The sequence below is a fragment of the Parabacteroides sp. PFB2-10 genome, assembly GCF_029893085.1.
GTDB lineage: Bacteria > Bacteroidota > Bacteroidia > Bacteroidales > Tannerellaceae > QVMG01.
This window is the reverse complement of sequence record NZ_JARXWI010000005.1, coordinates 230,501-251,135: the sequence shown is the minus strand read 5'-3', so window position 1 is coordinate 251,135 and position 20,635 is coordinate 230,501. Positions and strand designations below refer to the sequence as shown.

Here is a 20,635-nt window from a genome sequence, read left to right as displayed (position 1 = left end):
CGCCGATGGTACTGCTCACAAGGTGGGAGAGTAGGTAGCTGCCGATTTAAAGTGAAAAGAGCTTGTTCTTAATTGAACAGGCTCTTTTTTTGGTTAAAGGGGCTTTAAAGGCTTAAAAATAGTGTATATATGTAACTTTGCCAATATCCTTTTGTACTCAAGCTGAAAAACAGATTAGAATTATCTGGTCAACTAATAATAACAATTCATCATCTGAAGAAAGAGTCCATAACACAGAGCATTCTTTGTCTCGTCATCTTTCAACTCAAGAAGCATGTCGAACGCTACTGAAATAAATCCCAAGGTCTCTATACAGAGAACATCATAATCATCAAATTCTTCCCTGTAGCGAGGGTTTATAATAAGCATTATCTCTGCAAATGTAATATACTTCTCCCTGTCGAAAACCGAATTTTCAGAACTCTTTATGTATTCATCTAATATGCCCCATCCTGTATCATAAGCTACCGTGCGGTAACCTGCACTTATTCCACACATATCGATGTATTGATCAGAAAGAAGCCTCATGGCGTGTATCTTATCCATCTTTGCTCCTGCCTCAACGTGCCTAACAAAATCATCTAACGACGCTTTGCGCTTGGCAAAGATTACCGTGAAAGGTTCGCATCTCTGAACAGCCGTTCTGATTGATGTCGCCAATTCTATTAAGGGAATTAATACCTCTTCTATGTTCGATTGTGATAAACGGTGTTCACCGTCGAACAGTTGAAATTGATTATAATAAATGCGATACTCTTCCAAGCAATTAACTAAATGGTCTTCTTTGCTAAACAATGCCCAAGTGAATGCTTTGTCATAATCGGTGATTTTATCAAACTGTTGTTGCTCCATCTCCAGATAGGCATCACACAATTCTTCCGTTATTTCGTATTCGGTACTGCCATCTTCTCGTTTATTTAAGAATGGATTGATGCCTAATCGCTTTCGCATCGTTTCGGAAACATGAAATGCCGGATTGACAAGTATTTTCTTAAAACCATGTAGTTGTTGTGCAAACAGGCCACCCATAGATGTGCCTACAATAAGGTTGGGCTTCTCTTTCTCACAGAGGGAAACAAGTAATTCCAGTGCTTCCTGTGGATCGATAGGTAAATCGGGAGCAATTACTTGGCATTGAGGCAACAGCGTTCTCAATGTTTTAACGGTTTGGGAATTGCCCGAGGAAGAGAGTCCGTGGATGTATATCATTTTTTTCATAAATAAATTCTCTTTTTTTGATGTGATAGGGGTAATTATACACAAAACTATCGTGGAATTTCAAATATTTGTATCACCCCTGTATTTTTCTTTCACAGAAATGAAATTATTTGGCTTCTCTGTATATAATTACTTCGAGTTAATCACCTCTTTTGAGGTAGGGAGACCCAAAAACAATTAGTATGTTTTAGAGTGACTGAAAATTTGTAAGTGTACAACATAATACATAAAAACAAATCATGGAATACATTAAAAAGAATTTTGAAGAGTGGAAAACTCTTGGATACTGCAAGGATGCAGTAGAATTGAATGAGAAAATAGGGACTGAATATTTTAGAACTGATGAACCACATTTCCTGACTGGAGATATTCATGCAGAGTTGGTATTAGTTCAGTTGAATCCCAAAAGAGATGAAGACTACAAACCGCGCAACTATGTGGATTTTGATGATTATTGGAACTGGTTTACATCTTTTGGAAAGATGAACTATGGGGTTGATTCGCCGAGGACTCACAAATCAGTATTTGACAGCAAGCAAGTCCGTTTCTTGAAACCGTTTAATCTCCTCCCGTTCAAAGAAGGAGATAAATATCACAACCTGGAAGTGGCTATTGATAAGAAGCTTCAATTAGAGCTGGTGCCGTTTGGCTCGCCTAATTTTGATTATAAAAAGATAGGTGCCGAAAACTTAAAACCTTATATCCAACGATTGATGGATATACTGGCTCTGGCTGACAGAAAGGTTATTATCTTCTGCGGGAAAGTATTTGAGGATTTACTCAAAGAGCAGATTATACAAAAAACTCCTCCTCTCACTTCCCAATTGCAAAAGGTAGATGGAACGATGACAAAGAAAAAATTTAGTGCGATTAACATTAAAATGAAGATAGGCGATAAAGAGGTGGTTGCTTGCATTGCTCCTCAATTTGCCTTACAAGGCTGTCCGATTACTAAATATGGCGAAATGATTAGTGAGCTGTACGGAAAGTTCTAAAAAAGAAATCTAACTTATTTATCCTAATAGAAGAGGGTGTGTCAAGATCTTAGTTTGACACACCCTCTTCTTGTACCGTATATGTTGATTTCAGAATGATTTGAGAGGGAATAAAGTCCATCTTTTTCAGTGTAAGATATCTTCATTCAATGGCAGAAGATTAGGTTGTTTCAAAAACATCGATTGTAAGCAAAAATGGCTTTTTGCTTACAATCTCATACGTTAAAAAGTGTTTCTCCCGGGAGTTTGTCAAAAAAGTCCTGCCTTTTTGCGCGCAAAGTCCCGCTGAAATTACAAATCGTAAGTTCGGGGGGGGGATTGGCGCTGCACTCAGCTTTGCCTATTTTTGCGAGATTCTCACTATCTTTGCATAATATAGGATGCACCTTAGCATAGCTCAAGCAAGCTTGGCTCTGCATTCGGCTTTCACTATCTTTGTACTCAATTAGAAAAGAGAAGAAATAAGTTCATGTATTATATAGAAGAGGAAGAAATAGAAAAACATCTTTCTACAAAGACCTTCCGGTTGGTATCGGAAGTGGCTGATGAATTACAACTGGAAACGTATGTGATTGGGGGATATGTCCGGGATATCTTTTTGCGGCGTCCTTCGAAAGATATTGATATAGTCACTGTTGGTAGTGGCATAGCTTTAGCTAAAGCGGTGGCTGCTAAGTTGGGGCGTTCTGCTTCCCTTTCTGTTTTTAAGAATTTTGGTACGGCTCAGGTGAAATTGGGTGATATAGAGCTTGAGTTTGTTGGTGCCCGAAGAGAATCCTATAGCCGGGATAGCCGTAAGCCCATTGTGGAGGATGGCTCTCTGGCCGATGATCAAAACCGGCGTGACTTTACGATCAACGCCATGGCCTTTTGCCTGAACAAAGAACGTTATGCTGAATTAGTGGATCCTTTCGGTGGCTTAGACGATCTGGAAACCCTGACTATCCGCACCCCCCTCGATCCGGATATTACCTTTAGTGATGACCCTTTGCGTATGATGCGGGCCATCCGCTTTGCCACCCAATTGGGCTTCTTTATCGATCCGGATACATTCGATGCGATCGAACGCAATAAAGAGCGTATCGAGATCATCTCCAAAGAACGCATTATAGACGAATTGAATAAGATTATTCTTGCGCCCAAACCTTCTATCGGTTTCGAATTGCTGGACAAATGCGGTTTGTTGGATATTATCCTGCCGGAGTTGACCGCCTTGAAAAAGACCGAAACAAAAGAGGGGATCGGACATAAAGATAACTTCGCCCATACCCTTATGGTGTTGGATCGATTGAGTAAGACCTCCGATGATCTGTGGCTTCGTTGGAGTGCCTTGTTGCATGATATAGCCAAACCGACCACCAAGCGCTGGGATAACCGCCTTGGTTGGACTTTTCATAACCATGACTTTATGGGTATGAAGATGATTCCTGTGCTTTTTCGTCGGATGAAGCTGCCGATGAACGAGAAGATGAAGTATGTGCAGAAAATGGTTAGCCTGCACATGCGCCCTATTGCGTTGGCGGATGATGAAGTGACCGATTCGGCTATTCGTCGTCTTTTGTTTGATGCCGGCGATGATATTGACGATCTGATGAAGCTCTGTGAGGCCGATATCACCAGCAAGAACCCGGATAAAGTACGGCGTTTCCTGAATAATTTTCGCCTGGTGCGTGAGAAAATGGTGCAGATTGAAGAAAAGGACCGTGTGCGTAATTTCCAGCCGCCCATATCCGGTGAAGAGATTATGGAAACTTTTAACCTTCCTCCTTCTCAGCCTGTAGGAACCTTGAAAGAAGCAATCAAAAATGCGATCCTCGATGGTGTTATCCCGAATGAATACGAAGCGGCCCATCGGTTTATGATGGAGAAAGCCAAACAGATGGGGCTGGTGTAATCGATGGCCGGACTTTATATACATATTCCTTTTTGCGCCAAGCGTTGCCTTTATTGTGATTTCTTCTCTAATACGGATATGTCTTATAAGGAGGCCTATCTGAAAGCGCTTATCCATGAGCTTGCCTTGCGGCGTGACTACCTGGAGGGAAAACCGCTGGAAACAATCTATTTTGGCGGCGGGACACCTTCGCAGTTGAGCGCTTCCGACTACACCATTCTTTTTGATTCTATTGAGAAACATTTTGATTTGTCCAATCTGAAAGAGGTAACCCTCGAGGCTAACCCGGATGATATGACCGCCGTCTATGTCAAATCCCTTTCCGCATTACCCTTTAACCGGATCAGCCTGGGGGTGCAGAGCTTTGATGCGGACGATCTATTGTTTCTGAACCGGCGGCATACAGCCGAACAGGCTGTTCAGGCGGTAGAACATTGCCGCGAATATGGGTTTACGAATATCAGTATCGACCTGATCTATGGCCTACCCGGGCAGACCGAGGCGAAATGGCGAGCCAACCTCGACGCTTTTCTGCGCTTAGATATTCCGCATCTCTCGGCCTATCACCTGATTTATGAAGAGGGAACGCCTCTCTATCGGCTGTGGCAAGAGGGCAAGACTCAGGCGGTGGATGAAGAGGTGAGCCTGCAGCTCTTTTCTGCGCTTATCGATTCTTTGATAGATGCGGGCTATGAACCATACGAAATATCCAATTTTGCCCGTCCGGGTTATCTCTCCCGGCACAACAGCTCCTATTGGAATGATAAGGAATACCTGGGAGTAGGTCCTTCGGCTCATTCCTATAATGGGAAAGAGCGTAGCTGGAATGTCGCCTCCCTGCCGCGTTATCTGCAAGGGATAGAAAAGGGGAAACCGGACTTTGAAGTGGAGCGACTGACACTGACTGAGCAATATAATGACTATATCATCACCCGTTTGCGAACGATGTGGGGCATTTCCTACGCATCCATCCTTGCCCGCTTTGGTGAGTCTTATCTGTCTCATTGCCAACGAGAAGCTATCCCCTTTTGCCGGCAGGGATTATTGATAGAAGAGGGTGACAATCTCCGTCTTTCCCGCGCGGGAATCTTTCTCTCCGACAGCATTATGCGCGACCTTCTGTTTTGATAACTTTGAACGAAGTCCCGCTGTTTGCATGACGAATCTCGCAGTTTTAAGTACAAAAACTGCGCATTTTCACCTTTTTTGAGAAATAAAATGCTTGCATACTAAAAGTATTGTTATATATTTGTCGCGTTATAAAGTAGCAACGTAGTGCCGTATTTGTATATAATCGCTGGATGCAACGGAGCAGGTAAAACAACAGCTTCTTTTACAATTCTGCCGGAAATGCTGAAATGTAAAGAGTTTGTGAACTCCGACGAGATAGCCAAGGGGCTTTCCCCTTTTAATGCAGACAATATCGCCGTAGCCGTAGAAGCCAGCCGCATCATGTACAAACGTATTAAAGAGTTAATAGCAGCAGGCGAAACATTCGCTATGGAAACTACGTTGGCCACCCGGTCTGTTGCTAATCTGATTCGGGAGGCTCAAAGGGAAGGTTATTATGTTACGCTTTTGTATTTTTGGTTGAATACGCCGGATCTGGCTGTTGAGCGCGTGAAGATGCGTGTGGAGTCCGGAGGGCATAATGTGCCGGAAAATACGGTGCGCCGAAGATATGCCGTTGGCATCAAAAACCTCTTCAAACTATACCTACCCGTTAGTGACTATTGGATGATAACAGACAATTCCATGACTTCGATGGAGATTATAGCCAAAGGATTCAGGGATGAACGAAAAGAGATTTTCAATCCGATTATTTACAATAGACTTGAACAATATGAGTGAACAAGAAGTAAAGGAATTCGAAGAGAATATAGTAAAAGGCGCTAATATCGCATTTCAGAAATTAGTGAACGAGAAAAAGAAAGAAAACGGCGAATTGGTCTTCTCCCGCAACGGAAAAGTCTTCAGGGTAAAAGCCGTTGAATTGGAATCATTTGTATGTTAAAAGCAAACTATATTTTTTGAGAAACAAAAGAAAGAAATGGATAGGCAGATGAAATATTTCATCTGCCTTTTTTATTTTTTTTACGGGGGATTGTGATATTTGGAAAGCAGATGCGTCTAATAGATTATGTAAGCGTAAAACAAAAGAATACTCATTAAAAAAACAATGTGATGAAAAAGGTATTATTGATTCTTCTCTGTGTGTGTTTCGGCCTGTCGGTCAGTGCTCAAACCAACTCTCCGTTCAATGGGGCACTCTTATGGAAAGTCTCCGGGAATGGCCTGGATAAACCTTCGTATGTGTTGGGCACCTTCCATCTCTTTCCGGAAACCTTTGTGGATAGCATTCCCGGACTGCGCAACGCGATGCAGACCACGGCTCAGGTAGTAGGCGAAATAGATATGCTCGATATGGCATCGGCGCAAATGAAATTGATGCAGGCCGCCATGTTGCCGGAAGAGGAAAGCTATAAGAATTTATTATCCGACGACGAATACAAGCGCTTAGACGAGGGTCTTAAGGGACTTATCGGCGTAGGTCTCGACCAAATGGGCGGATTCAAACCCGGTATGATCTCTCCTTCGATCGCGATTATGCTGTACACCCAGATCGATCCGACCTACAACCCCACTACCTTTGTCGGGATCGATACCTATATGCAGCAAACAGCCAAGGAGGCAGGCAAGCCGGTTATCGGACTGGAGACCGTAGAAGATCAGATCTTTGCTTTGTTCGATGCGACCCCACAGCGAATGCAGATGGAGAGTCTGTTGTGCAGTGTCGAAAATATGGATGGCGCGGTTGACGAAATGAAGGTGTTTATCGAAGACTACCGTTCCGGCAATCTGAATAAGCTATACAATGATTCCTATTATGACACAACTAAACCTTGTCATGCGTATGGCCTGGCGGGAAAAGCCGCCCTGTTGGATAACCGCAATGCCAAATGGATGGAGCAACTACCGCAGATCATGTCCGACAAGGCCAGTATGATTGTTGTAGGCGCTGCCCACCTGGTGGCAGAAGAGGGCATTCTGAACCAGTTGGATAAATTGGGTTATAAGGTCGAAGCAGTAGGCGCCGGCAAGTAATCCGGCTGGATATGGTGCATACTTTTCCAAAGACTATAACGCGCCTCGGGGTTGATTTCCTCGAGGCGTTTTAGTATCTCTTTGAAGTCGGAGCGGCTGGACGTGGTTTCGTACGGGCAGTTCTTTGTCTGTTTCCGGTATGCCCGGTCTGCCGCTAAGGCGATCAATTCTTTTTCCGCAATCAGGCATAAGGGGCGGATAATCTCCATAGCAAATTTATCCATTCGGAGTAGGGGAGGCATGGTGGCGATCGCCCCCTGGTGCGTCATATTCATCAGAAGCGTTTCCAATAGATCATCCTGGTGATGTCCCAGGGCAATCTTGTTGCATTTCTCCTCTTTGGCTATGTCGAACAAGGCCTTGCGGCGCATCCAGGAGCAGAGAAAACAGGGCGATTTACGTTTGTCGGTCGAAGGGTCGAATGAGGTGTGGCGTACGATAAAAGGAAGGTCGTATGCCTCTGCTACGGAACGCAGATAATCGATATCCGAACTATATGGGATATTATCCATCACCACATGCGCTACCACCACAGTGAACCGTGGGCTGAAGATCTTCGCACGCCTGCCCAATAGCTCGACCAATGCCAAAGAGTCTTTCCCGCCCGATAACCCCACCAGAATGCGGTCGCCGTCGTTGATGAGTCCATACGTGCGTATGGCCTTGATAAGCTTTGCGTCTATCTTGCGAACAAGGCGTTCTTCTGTCGTTTCCTTTGCCATAAAATGATGAATTGAGAGGCAAAAATAGTGATTTTCAAGAAAAAGTCCGCAAGGACTTTGTGAACCGGATATTCAAATATGGGAAAATTGGAAGGAGATGGGAGATAGGAAATAGGGAATTCAGATAATGTAATATGTGAAGGTTATAGAAATCACTATCCAAGGCTCCCCTTCTTAGAAAAGAAGGGGGTGGACCATCGCTTGCGATGGTGGGGTAGTTTGATATATTAAAAATCACACATTTGTTCTGTTTTGTGTATTTGTGACTATCAAAGAAATAGGAAAAACATTTATAAAGAATTCAAATTACCCCACCGCTGCAAGCAGCGGTCCCCCCCTTCTTTTCTAAGAAGGGGAGCTTTTAGATACTGATCTGATATACCTTGTATCTTCAATTCCTTCCCAACTTGAAGATCCCACCGTGCATTTCCGCACCCCAACCTCTGAATTGTTAAAATACGGACTGTAAGCAAAATGCCCGTTTTGCTTACAAATCCATACGTTAAAAAGTGTTTCTCCCGGGAGTTTGTCTTCGAAGTCCCGCTTTTTTGAGCGCAAAGTCCTGCGAAAATTACAAATCGTAAATTGGGGGTTTTGGTGAAGATAGACGAATTAACATAAATTAAACAATCAGGTCCGATTTATAAAAAAAGAAGAGAATTCAGAAAAGGCTATTTTATTGTTGTTAAAAAAATTACTTTTGTTCCTAAATTAATTCTATGGAAACACACAATCTTTCTCCCTTGCGTAAAGGGATAATCGGCGTACAGTTTTTGTTTGTTGCTTTTGGAGCAACTGTTTTGGTGCCACTATTAGTAGGTCTTGACCCGGCTACCGCTTTGTTTGTGGCTGGCGTAGGAACCCTTATTTTTCATCTGGTAACCAAAGGTATCGTTCCGATTTACCTGGGTAGTAGCTTCGCGTTTATAGCGCCCATGATTAAAGCGACCGAGTTGTATGGCCTGCCCGGCACCATATTTGGCTTGATCGGGGTGGCTATCGTCTATTTTCTTATGAGCGCGTTTGTGAAGTGGAGGGGCATTCAATTTATTCAACGCCTGTTTCCGCCGGTCGTTATCGGGCCGGTTATCATTCTCATTGGTATCTCGCTGTCCAGCACAGGGGTGAATATGGCGAAAGAGAATTGGGTCTTAGCGCTTATCTCTTTGGCGGTTGCGGTTGCCGTTTCCATCTATGCGAAAGGGCTCTTAAAACTAATACCCGTATTTTGTGGCATCATTGCCGGATATGTCGCCGCATTTCTTTTCTACGAAATAGACTTCTCGGTCGTACGCGAAGCGGCCTGGTTTAGTCTGCCCCAGTTTGTCTTTCCGCAGTTCTCCTGGCAAGCTGTTGTTTTTATGATCCCGGTGGCTATTGCTCCGGTCATTGAGCATATTGGTGATGTGTATGTGGTGAACACGGTGACGGGAAAAGATTTCGTGAAAGATCCGGGGCTCCATCGCACCTTTTTGGGCGATGGCCTGGCCTGTCTTTTCTCCTCCTTTGTGGGTGGCCCTCCGGTTACTACCTATTCGGAAGTGACAGGCGCTATGGTATTGACCAAAGTGTATAACCCGCAGGTGATTCGTGTTGCAGCCGTAGCGGCTATTCTTTTTTCTGTTATCGGAAAGGTGAGCGCGTTGTTGAAATCAATCCCTAATGCTGTTCTGGGCGGTATTATGCTGTTGCTTTTTGGCACAATCGCCTGTGCCGGTATCTCCAATATGATTCACAACCGTACCGATTTATCGGATACCCGCAACATTGTCATTGTCTCGTTAACCCTTACGATTGGTATAGGAGGAGCCGTTTTAACCTGGGGTAATTTCACCCTGTCGGGCATCGGGCTGGCTGCGATAACCGGTGTTTTATTAAACCTTATTTTGCCTCAGAAACAGAAATCGCTATAATGCACTTATTCGGATAAATTGCCCCACCTTCATATGCCCCTGGCTCCTAAGTATGTGGATGGCTGGATTATACACCTCCCATTTAGGCGGAGAGGGTTCTCTTTTATGGCAACAACTCTTTTATCTCTTTGGGATTTGCTCTTGTATCTTCTATTGAAACAACTAATATTGTTTTTCCCTGAATTGTATAGTATAACACATTCTGCGGAGTAACGACGCATCGCCTCAAAATAGATTCGCGATAACAAGGGAAAGTATATGGATTTACCTTTATAATAGTCAAACAGTGCTCTAACTCCCGTATAAAATCATTTTGCACAGCATACCCCCAATGCGTATACAGGTAATCAAGTATGAGGTCTAACCGCTCTTCAGCACGGAAAGAAAAGTATACCTCAAATCCCAAGCTTTATACGTTTTAATAGGTTTTCAGCAGAAACATATTCTCCCTTTTCGTATTGTTCAAGGCTAACAGTTAAATCATCCCAAATATAGTCATCTATCTCCCTATTATCCTCCACTATCTTTTCTCTCAGGTAGGCTGTCTCCTCAACGAAAGGCTCCTCTGTCTGATAAACAGATGCCGGTTCATGGGGGTTGTCCTGCTTGCCGGCTTTGTCGTTTGTTTTGTACGTTTGTTTCATAGCTTTTGTTCTTCTTACAAAGATAGGGAAGTAATTGTTAATTGTTAATTATTAATTGTTAATTGTTTAGATAGCGGTTAAGGGGGAAGAGAACGTATCTTCTATTTCCTTCAAATAATCCCCTATTAACAGATTTGAATACCGCTACGGATTGTGCGTATAAAAATATTCTTATCTTTGAAAGCAGTTTAACAAAATGTTTGAACCTGAAACGATGAACCGCTTTACTAAAAAGATATTATACATAGTAGGAGTAGCCTGTATCAGTGCGTCCATGCAGGCACAGAGCCTGGATCAGGCCAAGAAACTATATGACGAAGGCAAATACGAAGAGGCAAAACCTGCGTTTGAACGGTTGGTGAAGCAATCGCCCAACAATGGCTCGTATAACCATTGGTATGGGGTGTGCTGTTATGAAACCGGCGATCTGGCTCAGGCCGAAACCTATCTGCAGGTCGGTGTACGCCGCAAAGTGATGGAGTCCTCCCGCTATTTGGCAGAGGTCTATTTCGCGCTTTACCGGTTTGAGGAATCAGCGGAGATGTATGAAGACTATATCGGGCAGTTGACAAAGAAAAAGCAGGATGTCGAGCCTTTCCAACTGAAAAAGAGCCAGGCGGAGAATGCGCAACGGATGCTCGATAAGGTAGAAGACGTGCAGGTGATCGATAGCGTGGTGGTCGATAAAGAGGGTTTCTTGAAGGCTTATGCGCTAAGTGAAGAGAGCGGGTCGCTGACGCTGTTTGCTGATTTTTTCGAATCGGAGCAGGCTGTTCCGTCGGTGGTCTACAAAAATCAGAAAGGCGATAAGATCTATTATGCCCGGGAGACGGACGACAATGCGCTCTGTCTTTTTACCCAATCCTACCTGATGGATCATTGGGGTGATGAGAAACAATTGCCCATGAATGTCAATAGCGATGGAGATGATAATTATCCTTTTGTATTGACCGATGGGGTGACGATCTATTATGCCTCGAAAGGAAACGGTTCGTTGGGTGGCTATGATATTTTTGTGACTCGCTACAATATGAACAGCGATACCTATCTGACACCGGAGCAGTTGGGCATGCCCTATAATTCGTTCGCTAACGATTATATGATCGTGTTCGACGATACCAAGAAGTTGGGCTGGTTTGTGTCCGACCGTTATCAGCCGGAAGATAAGGTGTGTGTATATCTGTTTATCCCGAACGAGCAACGCAAGCGCATAGAGAGCGAAGATACTGAAATGAAGAGAGCTCGGGCGATGCTGGCCGATATCCGTGTCACCTGGAAAGAGGGGGAGGATTATGCCGATCTGATCGAACTGGCTTACGAGGAGATCCCTTACGGCCGGGAAGAGATCAAAAAGGATTTTGAGTTTGTTATCACCAATGATCTTGTTTATTATACGCTGGAAGAGATACAGAGCCCGGAAGCCCGCAGCATTTATGAGAAGGTAGTGGCGCTGAATCGGCAGATCAAAGAGTTGGAAGAGAAGCTTGAAGGGCAGCGCGAGGCATATCATGCGGGCGATAACGCGCAAAAACAGCGTTTGCAACCACAAATCCTGCAAGGTGAACAGCAATTGGCTCAATTGTATAGTCAGCCCGAAGACTGGGAGAAGAAAGCGCGCAATGCGGAAATACTCTATTTGAGAAAAAACAACACACGATAATAAAAAATAAAGGTATGGATATAGTAATTATTGCCTTTCTGATGGGTTTATCCATCGCGTTGATTCTGGTAGAGGTGTTTCTATTGCCCGGCATTACCTTGGCAGGGATAGGGGGAGGATTGTTTGCCGTTGGTGGCGTGATCTATGCCTATACGATCAGTCCGATGACCGGACATATCACCTTGGTTGTTTCAGCGGTAGTTTTTATTATTATATTCTTCTGGCTGTTGCGCTCCAATTCGTTCCGGAAAGTAGCCCTCCATACGGATGTCGATTCGAAGATTACCTCTACCCGCGAGTTGGGAATCGAGGTGGGCGACGAAGGCATTACGCTCTCACGCCTGGCGCCCATCGGCAAGGCGTTGATAAAAGGGATCACGGTAGAGGCTAAGTCGCGGGAGGAATTTATTGACGAGCAGACAGAGGTGGTAGTAGTCAGGGTAGACGGTTATAATGTGATCGTCGTGCCTAAAAATGAAGAGATAAAATAATAGTATTAATCATTAATAAAGTAAAAACATGTACATGCCTATTGTATTATTGGTAGCAGCGATATTCCTGCTGATCCTGTTTTTCTATTATGTGCCGTTCCTGTTGTGGATCTCGGCCAAAGTGTCCGGGGTAAATATATCTTTACTTCAGCTCTTTCTGATGCGTATCCGTAATGTGCCTCCCGGGGTGATTGCGCGTGCTATGATCGAAGCCCATAAAGCCGGACTGAAATCGCTGACACGTGACGAACTGGAAGCGCATTACTTGGCCGGTGGCCATGTGGAACGTGTGGTTCACGCTCTGGTTTCGGCCTCTAAAGCAAACATCGACCTTTCGTTCCAGATGGCAACAGCGATCGACCTGGCAGGACGTGATGTGTTTGAAGCGGTGCAGATGTCGGTAAACCCGAAAGTAATCGATACCCCTCCGGTAACGGCTGTGTCGAAGAATGGTATCCAGTTGATCGCCAAAGCGCGTGTAACGGTACGTGCCAACATCAAACAGTTGGTTGGGGGTGCCGGTGAAGAGACTATTCTAGCTCGTGTAGGCGAAGGTATTGTGTCGTCGATCGGTTCTTCGGAAAACCATGAGACTGTATTGGAAAATCCGGATACCATCTCTAAACTGGTATTACGCAAAGGACTGGATGCCGGTACGGCTTTCGAAATCTTGTCTATTGATATCGCGGATATCGACATAGGTAAGAATATCGGTGCGGTGCTTCAGATGGATCAGGCACAGGCCGATAAGAATATTGCCCAGGCCAAGGCGGAAGAACGCCGTGCGATGGCTGTCGCTATGGAGCAGGAGATGAAGGCAAAAGCGCAGGAGGCTCGTGCGAAGGTGATCGAAGCCGAAGCCGAAGTGCCCAAAGCCATGGCGGAAGCATTCCGTAGCGGTAACCTGGGAATTATGGATTACTATAAAATGAAAAATATAGAAGCAGATACCGGCATGCGCGACTCGATCGCTAAGCCGGCACAGAATCCGAATAAACCGATTAAATAAGAGTCGTTTATGACGCGTGTTATTCCCGCTTCAGAAATGCCAATCAATGCAGATGGAAGTGCCTTCCATCTGCATTTGAAGCCTGAACAGCTGGCTGACCGGGTAATCCTGGTGGGCGATCCGGCAAGGGTTGGAACGGTAGCTTCCTATTTCGAGGAGGTGGAGTGTGACGTGAGCAGTCGCGAGTTTCATTCGATCACGGGGCGTTACAAAGGTAAGCGCGTTACGGTGGTCTCCCATGGCATTGGCGGGGATAATATCGATATCGTCCTGACAGAGCTCGATGCCCTGGCGAATATTGCCCTGGATAGCCGAACCGTGAAGCCGGGTTTCCGACAACTGACGTTGGTTCGGATCGGCACCTCCGGAGGCTTGCAGCCTTTTGTGCCGATCGGTACCTATGTGGCTGCTGAATGGTCGATCGGTTTTGATGGGGTGATCTATTTCTATGATAAAAATGAAGCCGTACGCGACAAGGCGTTTGAAACGGCTTTGTTGCAGCAATTGGAATGGAAAATAAAGGAGCTGCAGCCCTATGTGGTTCCGGCGAACCCCTCTTTGACGGAGCAGATAGCACAAGATGATATTATCCGGGGGGTAACCATTGCGACCAATGGATTTTATGGCGCCCAGGGACGTGAGTTGCGCCTTGCCTTAGCCGATCCTGCATTGAACAAAAAGATCGAAGCCTTCACCTATCAATCCCGGCAGATTACCAATTTTGAGATGGAAAGTTCTGCTCTGGCAGGCCTGGCTGCCCTGATGGGACACCGGGCGTTGACGGTATGTTGTATTATTGCCGGACGCGTCGCCAAAGAAATGAACACGCAATACAAAGACAGTTTAACCGGCCTTATCGAGAAAGTGTTGGAGAGGATTTGATTTTTCGATTGGAATAATGTAATGGATAAATAATATGTTTTAACTATGGAATTACAAGCTCGCAAAGAAAGAATTATTCGTATGATCCAGGAAGATATCCATACAGAAAAACTCTTGGACGAATTAGATATTTTCATAAAGAATAAGATTTACGAAGACTATCCTGCAAAAGAAAGTCCGGAAGAGATGCGTTTGGGGGTAAAAGAGGCAATTGAAGAGTATAAGACCGGAAAAGTAATTTCACATGAGGAGATGAAAAAAAGATTTACTTCATGAAAATCGTTTGGACTTATAGAGCGAGAAAGGATCTTGACCGTATATATGATTTTTATAAAGAAAAAAATAGCCATGTGGCTGTTGAAATTTGGAATGAAATTGTAAGTGCAGCAGATATTCTGCTTTTACATCCTAATATAGCACCCAAAGAACCGTTGCTCGCTGATTTTGAAAACGACCATCGTTCCTTAGTCGTTTATTCGGGATTATTTAAGCTAATATACTTTGTTGAAAAGGGTGAGGTTGTTATAACCCGGGTATGGGTATGTCGGCAAAATCCTAAGAATATATAACAGATAAACATACTATTTAATTTTCCTCTATCTTTGTAGGCTATATCGTTACTAATAATGTATGGGAAGAAGATCTGCAAAGAAAGAATATAATCCGAACCGTCCCCCTCGTGCGCGACGTGTCACTGTTGAAGAAAAAAACTCACTACTACCATTTCTTTTTCAGGTGCTCAACCAGCAAAGTAAGAGTTCTGTGAAAGCGATGCTTGGGCATGGGCAGATATCTGTAAACGGAAAAGTAACCACGCAATTTGATACACCTCTTGAACCGAAAGATGTGGTTGGTATCAGTTATGAACGTGGAAAGGTGGCGTTCAATCATCCTCAGTTGAGTATTTTGTGGGAAGATGATCAATTGATTGTTGTCCGCAAAAAAGAGGGATTGCTTTCGGTTGCCAATGTCCGCGAGAAGGAGCGTACGGTTGTTCATCTGTTGAGCAGCTATGTGAAGAAAATGGATCTCCGGAATAAGATATTCATGTTGCACCGTTTGGATAAAGACACATCGGGTGTCATGGTCTTTGCTAAGAATCGTGGCATTCAGGAGGCCTTTCAAACGGGCTGGAACCGATTGGTGACCGAACAGGTCTATAAGGCAGTAGTGGAGGGACGCCCGGAAAAGGAGAGCGATTTGTTGCACTCTTCCCATGCACTCGATGAAACGGATCTGCGATCGGTTGTTGTTGCAGAAGATGATGGTGATGAGGCTATTGCTCGTTATAAGGTGATCAAAGGCAATGAGATGTTTTCTTTGTTGGAGATTCGCCTGGAGAGCGGCCGACACAATCAGATACGAAATCAATTGGGCGCTTTGGGAAATCCTGTTGTCGGAGACAGGCGAAACGGCTCGGAGCATAACCCGGCAGACCGCCTGATGCTGCATGCCTCTAAGATTACCTTCGTACATCCGGGAACAGGAGCGGAAATGAGCTTTGAAACGCAAACACCGAGCACATTTAATACTTTGACAAAATAAACGCAAAACAAAATTAGTTGATCTAAACATGAAAAAGTTAACTGGCATTTTATTGTTTATTATGGTGGCCTTTATGGGCCAGGCGCAAATACTGGATCCTATCAAATGGAAAATAGAACTGGACGATCCCGGAACGGCAGAAAAAACACTGGTATTTACCGTTTCCTGTGAACCGGGATGGCATGTGTATGATATGAATCTACCAGAAGGCGGACCCGTCTCTACCTCTTTTACTTTCGAAACGGCAGAGGGTGTGGAATTGATTGGTAGTCCGACTCCTTCTGTTGAGCCGACTACGATTTACGATGATATGTTTGAGATGGAGCTTCGCTGGTATAGTGGTTCTTTCTCTTTTCGGCAGCCGATAAAGGTGACCGATGCCAAGAAGTTTAAGTTGGTGGGCGAGGCTGAGTTTATGGCATGCAACGATGAGACCTGTCTGCCGCCCGATCGGATAGACTTTGCTTTCGATCGCAAATCGATTCGCATGGATGCTGTAGCGGAGACAAGCGAAGAAGCGGTGAGTGATGAACTGGCTACCATAGAGGCAGATAAGAAAGACATTGTGGAGATCAAACCGATCTCTTTGGTAACGGCAGAACAAGCGGATGTTGTTTCCGGCCTGACAGACAATAGCGGTTTGTGGGAGCCGGTGGTCGAAGAGATGAAGGCCTATGGTGACCCGGTTGTTTCGGCCACGGATACCTCCTGGGTCTGGATATTCTTAGCTGGCTTTTTAGGTGGATTGATAGCTCTATTGACTCCTTGTGTGTGGCCGATGATTCCGATGACGGTCAGTTTCTTCCTGAAGCGCACCAAGGATAAGAAAAAAGCGCGGCGTGACGCGTATACCTATGGGATAGCCATCATTGTGATTTATCTGGTGATGGGTCTGTTGATCACCGCCGTGTTCGGGGCAAGCGCGTTGAATGATCTTTCGACCAATGCGGTGTTTAATATATTGTTCTTCCTGTTGTTGGTGGTCTTTGCCGTTTCCTTCTTTGGTGCGTTCGAGATCGTATTGCCCGCCTCCTGGACAAACAAGATGGACCAAAAAGCCGATTCGACTACGGGGCTACTGAGCATATTCTTTATGGCCTTTACATTGGTATTGGTCTCTTTCTCCTGCACCGGGCCGATTATCGGTACGTTGCTTGTACAAGCGGCCGCCATGGGCTCTTTGTTCGGGCCGGCTATTGGTATGTTTGGCTTTGCCCTGGCGTTGGCGATTCCGTTTAGCGTCTTTGCTATCTTCCCCCACATGTTGCAGAGTATGCCAAAATCGGGCGGATGGCTGAATTCGGTGAAGGTGGTATTGGGATTCTTAGAACTGGCGTTGGCCTTGAAGTTCCTCTCGGTTGCCGACCTGGCTTATGGATGGCGCATCCTCGACCGGGAAGTGTTCCTGGTATTGTGGATCGTTATTTTTGCCCTGTTAGGCTTCTATCTGTTAGGAAAGATCAAATTTAATCATGATAGCGACCTGAAGCATGTCTCTGTTTCGCGTCTGTTTATGGCTATTATCTCTTTTGCCTTCGCCATCTATATGATCCCGGGGCTTTGGGGTGCGCCGCTGAAGGCGATCAGCGCATTTGCTCCGCCCTTGTATACGCAGGATTTTAATCTGTATGATGATGAGGTGCATGCCCCTTACGACGATTATGAAGCGGGTATGGCCTATGCCAAGCGGGTGGGCAAGCCGGTTATGATCGACTTCTCCGGTTATGGCTGTGTGAATTGTCGGAAGATGGAAGCATCGGTCTGGACAGATGCCCGCGTGAAGCAGATGTTGGAGAATGATTATGTCTTGATTACCTTATTTGTTGATGATAAAACCCGCTTGCCGGAAACGATAGAGATTGAAGAATATGGACGTACGCGTAAGCTGAAAACGGTTGGTGATAAATGGAGTTATCTGCAACGGAGTAAGTTCGGTGCCAATGCGCAGCCCTTCTACGTTCTATTGGATAATGACGGAAAGCCACTCGCTCCTTCTTATGCGTATGACGAACGTGTGCCGCAATATTTGCAATTCCTGCAAGAGGGATTGAAACAGTATAAAAAGTAAAGATGACTGGAAGAGAAGAACAGATGAAAGCCTTCGGGCAACTGCTCGACATTATGGATGAACTGCGGGAGAAGTGCCCGTGGGATCGGAAGCAGACCAACGAGAGCTTGCGCTCTAACACGATAGAAGAAACCTACGAACTCTGTGACGCCCTGATACGGGATGATAACGAGAGCATTAAGAAAGAGCTGGGAGACCTGCTGCTTCATATTGTGTTTTATGCTAAGATTGGAGAGGAAAAAGGGGCTTTCGATATCAAAGAGGTGTGTGATACCTTGTGTAAGAAGCTGATATTCCGTCATCCTCATGTGTTCGGTACCGACGAGGCCAATACGCCCCAACAGGTGGAGCAGTCGTGGGAGCAGATAAAGTTGAAGGAAAAAGGTGGAAATAAGACCGTCTTGGAAGGAGTTCCTGCCGCGCTGCCTTCAATAGTGAAAGCGCACCGTATACAGGACAAAGCCCGGAATGTGGGTTTCGACTGGGATGAGCGCGAACAGGTGTGGGATAAGGTACAGGAAGAGATTGGTGAGTTGAAGGCCGAGATCGCTGCGATGGATGCGAATCGCATGGAAGATGAATTTGGCGATCTTTTCTTTAGCCTGATCAACGCGGCACGCCTGTATAAAATCAATCCGGACAATGCACTGGAACGTACGAATCAAAAGTTTATCAAACGATTTAATTACCTGGAGGCTTACGCCAATCAATGCGAACAATCTCTAAAGGCGATGCCTTTGGAAGAGATGGAACGTATATGGAATGAGGCGAAGAAAAATGAAGAATAAAGAATGAAGGATGAAGAATGATGAATTGTCTCTTAAAAATTCCTCATTCTTCATTTAAAAAGTATATATTTATGCCAAATTAGAGATAATGCAGCCATATATTGAAGATGAAATTGTGATGCAGTTGCGTGATCCGGATCAGCAGAGGAATGCTTTCGCAAAGGTGGTGAGCGCTTACGGGGAGAAGTTGTATTGGCAGATCCGTAAGATGGTGTTGGATCATGATGATGCGAATGATTTACTACAAAATACGTTTCTGAAGGCGTGGATGAATATTAATTATTTTCGGGGAGAGGCCAAGCTGTCGACCTGGCTGTATAAGATTGCCATTAATGAATGCATTACATTCCTTAATAAACAGCGCTCCCAAAACAATGTATCCATGGACGATACGGATGTTTTCCTATTGGAACGCTTGAAGGGAGACGAGTATTTTGATGGAGATGAGGCGCAAATGAAACTGCAGGAAGCTATATTGCGTTTACCGGAAAAGCAGCGGCTTGTGTTTCAGATGAAATATTATGAAGAGATGAAATATGATGATATGTCGGAGATATTAGGCACGTCGGTGGGCGCCTTAAAAGCCTCTTATCATCATGCGGTGAAAAAAATCGAGGAGTTTTTAACAAAAGATGTTTAAACCATTTCGTGTACGGATTGTCATACATGCAGAAAAGATAGCTTCTTATGGAAAAGAAAGATAATAAACTGGATCAATTCAAGGAAATGAATCCGTTTTCTGTGCCTGAAGGTTACCTGGAAAACCTGACGAGTCAGATCATGAGCCAGCTTCCCGAACAGCCGGAACAGATTGAAGAGCCCAGACAGGTGACAATGATGGCGCGTGTTCGTCCCTGGTTGTATATGGCGGCTGCGTTTTTGGGTTTGCTTCTGTTTTTCCGCACTTTAGTGAATGTGACGGATACGGGTGATGGCCATGCGACCGACTCCTTATTGGTGCATACGACTATCATGGACTCCTTCTATCCGGAAGAAGAATACTATGATGAAGAGGAAGAGTATTGGGATTATATAGAAAATACATATGCCAGCTATATATTGGCAGAAGAAATGCAGTTTTCTGAATAAAGTGACAACGAAACAGGGTTTTTTACATATTTTTGTAATATTATTTGTATGAATAAGATATTTATTGTTACATTTGTCGCAATTTCTGTGTTGTTCTCTTTTGACCTTTGTGCACAGCAAAACAATCAAGGGGGCAGAGACAATCGGAATGCTATGCGGGAAGCCTTTGAGGCTAAGCGAAATGCGTTCATAACTGCTGAAATGGGATTAACCCCGGAAGAAGCAGCTGCGTTTATTCCTTTATGTGATGAATTGCGGTGGAAAAAATTTGAAGTAGGGCATGAGTGCCGGATGCATTCCAGAGGTATAGAGACAAAAAAGAGTCCAACAGCGGAAGAGTATTCCAAGGTGATTGATATTTGCACAGAGGTAGCAATAAAAGAGGCTCAGCTGGAAAAAGAGTATTATGAAAAGTTTAAAAAGATACTTTCTCCGGAAAAACTCTATAAATACCGGGAAGCCGAATTGAAGTTTGCCCGGCAAATTATGCAGGAAGGTGGTCCGAGAGGTGAAGGCCACAGGAGAGAGCAAAATAAGAATAACAATAAGTAAAGATATCATTATTTGTGTTTTTTGTTTAGATTTAGTTTTGGCGTTTAAGTTAAGGGAGGG

The 20,635-nt window shown here is 44.6% G+C and carries 22 protein-coding genes; 19 read left to right on the top strand and 3 right to left on the bottom strand.

Translation table 11 applies throughout. The features are described from left to right. Positions 1-192: 192 nt before the first annotated feature. Entirely contained in the window at positions 193-1,209 is a 1,017-nt protein-coding gene (locus M2137_RS06665) for a YqiA/YcfP family alpha/beta fold hydrolase (protein ID WP_280765680.1), read from the bottom strand. 248 nt (positions 1,210-1,457) lie between these two features. On the opposite strand from M2137_RS06665, the gene M2137_RS06660 reads away from it, so the two are divergent. The 6 genes from M2137_RS06660 to M2137_RS06635 all read left to right on the top strand — a co-directional run bounded on the left by M2137_RS06660 (position 1,458) and on the right by M2137_RS06635 (position 7,212). Continuing rightward, positions 1,458-2,213 (top strand): hypothetical protein, encoded by a 756-nt coding sequence (locus tag M2137_RS06660; RefSeq protein ID WP_280765679.1) that lies wholly within the window; start codon positions 1,458-1,460, stop codon positions 2,211-2,213. A gap of 469 nt (positions 2,214-2,682) precedes the next feature. Then, a complete protein-coding gene (locus M2137_RS06655) occupies positions 2,683-4,107 on the top strand; it encodes an HD domain-containing protein (RefSeq protein WP_280765678.1) in 1,425 nt (474 codons plus the stop codon). A gap of 3 nt (positions 4,108-4,110) precedes the next feature. Further along, positions 4,111-5,235, top strand: a complete 1,125-nt coding sequence (gene hemW / locus M2137_RS06650) for a radical SAM family heme chaperone HemW (protein ID WP_280765677.1) — start codon at positions 4,111-4,113, stop codon at positions 5,233-5,235. A gap of 147 nt (positions 5,236-5,382) precedes the next feature. Beyond that, positions 5,383-5,958, top strand: a complete 576-nt coding sequence (locus M2137_RS06645) for a zeta toxin family protein (RefSeq protein ID WP_280765676.1) — start codon at positions 5,383-5,385, stop codon at positions 5,956-5,958. Further along, a complete protein-coding gene (locus M2137_RS06640) occupies positions 5,951-6,121 on the top strand; it encodes a hypothetical protein (protein WP_280765675.1) in 171 nt (56 codons plus the stop codon). The genes M2137_RS06645 and M2137_RS06640 overlap by 8 nt, the downstream gene beginning before the upstream one ends. A gap of 170 nt (positions 6,122-6,291) precedes the next feature. After that, positions 6,292-7,212, top strand: a complete 921-nt coding sequence (locus tag M2137_RS06635; protein WP_280765674.1) for a TraB/GumN family protein — start codon at positions 6,292-6,294, stop codon at positions 7,210-7,212. Here the strand turns inward: M2137_RS06635 and M2137_RS06630 are convergent. Beyond that, positions 7,179-7,934 carry an ATP-binding protein gene (locus M2137_RS06630; protein WP_280765673.1) on the bottom strand — a complete coding sequence of 252 codons (756 nt, stop codon included), beginning with the start codon at positions 7,932-7,934 and terminating at the stop codon, positions 7,179-7,181. The genes M2137_RS06635 and M2137_RS06630 overlap by 34 nt on opposite strands. Before the next feature lie 719 nt (positions 7,935-8,653). Between M2137_RS06630 and M2137_RS06625 the strand changes: the two genes are divergently transcribed. After that, positions 8,654-9,847 (top strand): uracil-xanthine permease family protein, encoded by a 1,194-nt coding sequence (locus tag M2137_RS06625; protein WP_280765672.1) that lies wholly within the window; start codon positions 8,654-8,656, stop codon positions 9,845-9,847. Positions 9,848-10,242: 395 nt separating this feature from the next. On the opposite strand, the gene M2137_RS06620 is transcribed toward M2137_RS06625, so the two are convergent. Continuing rightward, positions 10,243-10,491, bottom strand: coding sequence for a hypothetical protein (locus M2137_RS06620; RefSeq protein WP_280765671.1), 249 nt, complete (start codon positions 10,489-10,491; stop codon positions 10,243-10,245). A 214-nt stretch (positions 10,492-10,705) separates the two neighbouring features. Between M2137_RS06620 and M2137_RS06615 the strand changes: the two genes are divergently transcribed. The 12 genes from M2137_RS06615 to M2137_RS06560 all read left to right on the top strand — a co-directional run bounded on the left by M2137_RS06615 (position 10,706) and on the right by M2137_RS06560 (position 20,575). Further along, positions 10,706-12,151 carry a tetratricopeptide repeat protein gene (locus M2137_RS06615; RefSeq protein WP_348538031.1) on the top strand — a complete coding sequence of 482 codons (1,446 nt, stop codon included), beginning with the start codon at positions 10,706-10,708 and terminating at the stop codon, positions 12,149-12,151. 14 nt (positions 12,152-12,165) lie between these two features. After that, positions 12,166-12,642 (top strand): NfeD family protein, encoded by a 477-nt coding sequence (locus M2137_RS06610; protein ID WP_280765669.1) that lies wholly within the window; start codon positions 12,166-12,168, stop codon positions 12,640-12,642. A gap of 28 nt (positions 12,643-12,670) precedes the next feature. Further along, positions 12,671-13,651 carry a flotillin-like protein FloA gene (gene floA / locus M2137_RS06605; RefSeq protein WP_280765668.1) on the top strand — a complete coding sequence of 327 codons (981 nt, stop codon included), beginning with the start codon at positions 12,671-12,673 and terminating at the stop codon, positions 13,649-13,651. A 9-nt stretch (positions 13,652-13,660) separates the two neighbouring features. Next, positions 13,661-14,533, top strand: coding sequence for a nucleoside phosphorylase (locus M2137_RS06600; protein ID WP_280765667.1), 873 nt, complete (start codon positions 13,661-13,663; stop codon positions 14,531-14,533). A gap of 45 nt (positions 14,534-14,578) precedes the next feature. Then, positions 14,579-14,809: a hypothetical protein gene (locus M2137_RS06595; protein WP_280765666.1), complete on the top strand. Its 231-nt coding sequence runs from the start codon at positions 14,579-14,581 to the stop codon at positions 14,807-14,809. Continuing rightward, positions 14,806-15,102 carry a type II toxin-antitoxin system RelE/ParE family toxin gene (locus M2137_RS06590; RefSeq protein ID WP_280765665.1) on the top strand — a complete coding sequence of 99 codons (297 nt, stop codon included), beginning with the start codon at positions 14,806-14,808 and terminating at the stop codon, positions 15,100-15,102. Before M2137_RS06595 ends, M2137_RS06590 begins: the two co-directional genes overlap by 4 nt. A gap of 61 nt (positions 15,103-15,163) precedes the next feature. Continuing rightward, the gene (locus M2137_RS06585) at positions 15,164-16,078 is read left to right on the top strand and encodes an RluA family pseudouridine synthase (RefSeq protein ID WP_280765664.1); all 915 of its coding nucleotides are present in this window, start codon (positions 15,164-15,166) and stop codon (positions 16,076-16,078) included. A gap of 28 nt (positions 16,079-16,106) precedes the next feature. Continuing rightward, positions 16,107-18,146: a cytochrome c biogenesis protein CcdA gene (locus M2137_RS06580; protein ID WP_280765663.1), complete on the top strand. Its 2,040-nt coding sequence runs from the start codon at positions 16,107-16,109 to the stop codon at positions 18,144-18,146. A 2-nt stretch (positions 18,147-18,148) separates the two neighbouring features. After that, the gene (mazG, locus tag M2137_RS06575; RefSeq protein WP_280765662.1) at positions 18,149-18,934 is read left to right on the top strand and encodes a nucleoside triphosphate pyrophosphohydrolase; all 786 of its coding nucleotides are present in this window, start codon (positions 18,149-18,151) and stop codon (positions 18,932-18,934) included. Positions 18,935-19,022: 88 nt separating this feature from the next. Further along, positions 19,023-19,574 carry a sigma-70 family RNA polymerase sigma factor gene (locus M2137_RS06570; protein ID WP_280765661.1) on the top strand — a complete coding sequence of 184 codons (552 nt, stop codon included), beginning with the start codon at positions 19,023-19,025 and terminating at the stop codon, positions 19,572-19,574. Positions 19,575-19,621: 47 nt separating this feature from the next. Beyond that, complete coding sequence (locus M2137_RS06565) at positions 19,622-20,023, top strand: hypothetical protein (protein WP_280765660.1); 402 nt, start codon at positions 19,622-19,624, stop codon at positions 20,021-20,023. Positions 20,024-20,071: 48 nt separating this feature from the next. After that, on the top strand, positions 20,072-20,575 hold the full coding sequence (locus tag M2137_RS06560; RefSeq protein ID WP_280765659.1) for a hypothetical protein: 504 nt from the start codon (positions 20,072-20,074) through the stop codon (positions 20,573-20,575). Positions 20,576-20,635: the final 60 nt, after the last annotated feature.